The sequence below is a fragment of the Streptomyces sp. NPDC006265 genome (assembly GCF_040613555.1).
GTDB lineage: Bacteria > Actinomycetota > Actinomycetes > Streptomycetales > Streptomycetaceae > Streptomyces.
Genome location: NZ_JBEXSH010000902.1, coordinates 1 through 3586 on the forward strand (window position 1 = coordinate 1; position 3586 = coordinate 3586).

The 3586-nt window shown below is 69.5% G+C and carries 5 protein-coding genes; 2 read left to right on the plus strand and 3 right to left on the minus strand.

Annotated features, from left to right (window positions below; all coding sequences use genetic code 11):
* Nucleotides 1-69 precede the first annotated feature (69 nt).
* Entirely contained in the window at nt 70-432 is a 363-nt protein-coding gene (locus tag ABZ281_RS42420; protein WP_356663361.1) for an STAS domain-containing protein, read from the minus strand.
* Between the two features lie 258 nt (nt 433-690).
* Between ABZ281_RS42420 and ABZ281_RS42425 the strand changes: the two genes are divergently transcribed.
* Nucleotides 691-1107, plus strand: coding sequence for an ATP-binding protein (locus ABZ281_RS42425; protein WP_356663369.1), 417 nt, complete (start codon nt 691-693; stop codon nt 1105-1107).
* 50 nt (nt 1108-1157) lie between these two features.
* On the opposite strand, the gene ABZ281_RS42430 is transcribed toward ABZ281_RS42425, so the two are convergent.
* On the minus strand, nt 1158-1514 hold the full coding sequence (locus ABZ281_RS42430; protein WP_356663363.1) for an STAS domain-containing protein: 357 nt from the start codon (nt 1512-1514) through the stop codon (nt 1158-1160).
* A 359-nt stretch (nt 1515-1873) separates the two neighbouring features.
* On the opposite strand from ABZ281_RS42430, the gene ABZ281_RS42435 reads away from it, so the two are divergent.
* Nucleotides 1874-2128 (plus strand): ANTAR domain-containing protein, encoded by a 255-nt coding sequence (locus ABZ281_RS42435; protein WP_356663365.1) that lies wholly within the window; start codon nt 1874-1876, stop codon nt 2126-2128.
* A gap of 568 nt (nt 2129-2696) precedes the next feature.
* Here ABZ281_RS42435 and ABZ281_RS42440 read toward each other — a convergent pair.
* A partial coding sequence (locus ABZ281_RS42440) for a hypothetical protein (protein WP_356663367.1) occupies nt 2697-3586 on the minus strand: 890 nt, incomplete at its 5' end.

The window sequence follows — 3586 nt, forward strand, 5'->3', positions numbered from 1 at the left end:
GTCATGGCTTGTCTCCCGGGGCCGCCCACGGCTCGTGCTCACCTTGTCCAGATCGTGGCGGCCTTTCGGTCAGGCGTTGAGGGCTTGACGCAGGGTGGGGTGGCAGTCGATGACGGTGTCGAGGCCGACGATCTGGATGGTGCGCAGCACGGCCTGGGTCGGTGCGGCCAGGCGCAGCCAGCCGCCGGCCTCGGTGAGGGCCTGGTGGGCGGTGATGAGGATGTTGATGCCGGTGGAGTCCATGAAGCCGACGCCGCGCATGTCGAGCACAAGGCGGGGGTTGGCGGTGTCGGCGACCTCCAGGGCCTGCCGCATTGCCTCGGCGGTCTGGTGGTCGATCTCTCCGCTGAGAGTGACCACGCGGACGCCTTCGCTGGCGGTGGAAACGACCGACAACTGGCCCGGCTGCTCAGCTTGTTCGGAATCTGCCATCGTTCCCTCAACCATGTCGGTGATACTGGCACCGGATCTTCCCGCCCGGGGCGGCTTGCATCGTACGGGTGATCCCTTTGGGTGGCGGAGCCAACCGCCAGGCGCGTCCGGAGTCGCCCCCGTCCGCAGGGGTACGTGGCACGGACGGCGCGGGGACGCGCGGGCGGGTGATGGGGGAGCGGAGGGCAGCAGATGAGGGAACCGGAGCCATCGAGCAGGGACGGCACAGACCCGGCCGCCGGCCGCCCGCGGCAGGTCATGGTGGCGCTGGAGGGAGGCGGCACGGACATCGCACGCGCCCGCCGCCTGGCCGCCGCCTTCCTCGCCCACTGTCAGAGCGAGTACGGGCTGATGGTCTCCCAGCGCGGCCTGGATCTGACGCAGTTGGTGGTCAGTGAACTGGTCACCAACGCCCTCAAGTACGCGCCGGGCCCGGTCCTGATGGATCTACGGATGGACGGCGAGGCGGTGAAGGTGACGGTGTGGGACTCCGACCCGGTGCTGCCGAGGGCCCGGGCCGCGGACGCCGGCCGGGTGGGCCAGCACGGCCTGGAGATCGTGATGGCCGTCGCCCAGGGCTTCGAAGCCCGTAAGGAGCCGGTCGGCAAACGCATCACCGCCCGCATCGCCCTCACCGACGAGCCGCTCAGCAGCCCTGCCGCACGCCGCCTGTAGAGCCCGGCTCCGACCGTCGCCTTCGCCCCGCAGGGCGTGCGAGGCCGGGATCAGGCGGCGGCTTCCGGTGCGAGGGCGTCATCCACGGTGGCGTACAGCGGGCTGACGTCGTCCAGGCCGACGACGTGCAGGATGTACAGAACGCGGCTGGGGGTCTGGGCCAGGCGGAGCCAGCCACCGTGGGCCCGGGCGGCGTTGTTCGCGGCGATGAGGACGTTGATGCCGCTGCAGTCCATGAACGTGACGGCGTGGAAGTCGAGGACCGTGTACGGGAGAGAGCCGTCGTCCGCGGAGAGGGCGCGGCGGAAGGTGTCGGCGGTGGTGTGGTCGATCTCGCCGGCCAGGTCGAGGACGTGCACGCCGTCGGTGGTGGTGTGCTGGGAGACGGTCAAGTCGGCCTGGCTCATACGTCTCCTTCCGTCCGTGGAGGGCACGCGTCCGTTCAGGAGGCCACTGCCCACGCAAACGCACGTCGCAGCACCATGTCAACCGCTTCCCGGTCAAGCCGGGATGAAGCGCCGTGCGCGAGCTGCGCGGGAGTCGTTTCGCGTTGTGGAGTTTCTTACGCGCGTGGCCGTGCGGGGCCGGAATGCGGGGGGATGCTGCCGGGAAGGCGTCGGCTATGCGACCTTCCCAGCGCCCGGGTCCCCGGCGCGGCCGCACTGGAGCAGAGCTTTCAGGTGGCGCGCCGCGCGACGGTTCGACCGTTTCCCCTCTGTCAGATGATGTTGAGCTGCCCCTGGTGGAGCGGGCGGAGTTGTTGCGGGTGGAGACCGAGCAGCTCAAAGAGGCGCTGGAGCGCAGGCCGGTCATCGATATCGCCCGCGGGGTACTGATGGCGGCCTGGTCGTGCACGCTGGAGGAAGCGTGGGAGATCTTGGTGACGGTCTCCCAGCACACCAACATCAAGGTGCACGCCATCGCCGAAGCCGTGATCGCAACGACGCAGCAGCAGCCAATGCCGGATCATCTGCAGAAACAGCTGACCGCCGCAGTCGCGGCGCGGCGCCCCTTGAGGTGACGGGCGGGCGTAGAACGGGCTTTTCGGGTAGCTGGGCCGTACTGGCGGGGAAGCGGCAGAACGCCTGGGGATGTCGATGCCGCTTCCCCGACCGCCATGCTGACTCGCCCCGCGAACGGGTAGGGGCCAGGCTGGAAGTCGTGACCAGCGCACCGATCGTTGTGCACCGGCGCTCCCTCTCGGGCGGCCGGAGAGTCACCGTGCACAGCAGCGGCCGGGACGAGATCCTCGGCACCGCCTACGAACATCAACCCAGCATGCCCCGTTCAAGACTGCTGGCACAACGACCCCTTTCCAACCTCATGTTGAGGCGTGGTGAACGATGTGGACCGCCTTCGCGATGTCGGTGCTGTGGTTGATGGTGCGGCAGACCTCTGAACCACTCCAGGTTCGCGGTTCTCATGGACCCCGAGGCCGTGACCGTACATGCCGCAGAGCCGCTTCAACTTCACCGACCGCCCGCTCCATCTGCGCACCCACACCACCCCATCGAGCCCTGTCTCAGGCCCGTTGCGAGCCCTGGGATCAGAATCCTGGGGCTCTCCTTCTTCCAAGGGGTCGACGGGGATCAGGCCTGGTCGAGGTGGCGTTCGTACCAGGCGGTCAGCTGGGCGGGGTCCTGGGGCATCGACTTGACCAGGCGGAGAAGTCCTTCGCGGACGGGCCGGACCTCCGTGCAGGCCAAGGCGGAAAGGTCGGTGGTGCGCAGGGCTGCGAAGCCGGCTACGTGGCGCTCTTCGAAAGTGCGTGCGCCGGCGAGGCTGTCGGTTGTGGCGAGGTAGCGGGTGACGAACGGGTCGAGCGCTGCGCGGTGGGCGGCGAGGTGGCGGAGGTAGGCGGGGCTGTCGACCGCGGCGGTGTTGGCGGCTTCGCCGTGGCGGGGTGAGGGGAGTTCGAACCAGTCGCTGATGAGAGCGGTGAGGGTGGCTGGGTGGTCGCGCGGGGTGTCGGCATGAGGATCGGTTCGCCAGTGGCCGTCGGTTGCTCCCTGGGTGAGGCCGACGCGGTCGTGGAGGCGGCCGAGGACGCTGGCGAGGGTGAAGAACCCCAGGACGTGATCGGCTCCGGCGATGACGGACCGGATCGTGGGCTCGACAGCGGCCGACACCGTACTGGGCAGCAGGAGGCGCTGCTTGCGGTGCTCGCGCTGGAAGGGCAGGCAGACCGCCGCCTCGATCGCGGCGTGTTCGGCCAGCAGGACGGCGGCGCTCTGCGAGGGTGCGGCCTCGCGTTCCCATTCCACGGTGTCGTCCTCGTCGGCGAGGTCGCTCAGGCCGAGTGCTTCGAGGCTGACGCGGTAGACGCCGGTGGTGCTGGCGGTCAGGGTCAGGGTGCCGTCGCGGTCGGGCAACTGCTGCCTGTGCTGAAGCGTGCCGTCGGCCCCGTTGGGGTTCCAGTCCCGACGGCTAGTGGGGCGGGTCGCGGCGGCGAGGTCCTTGCCCCGGATGACGAGCGTGC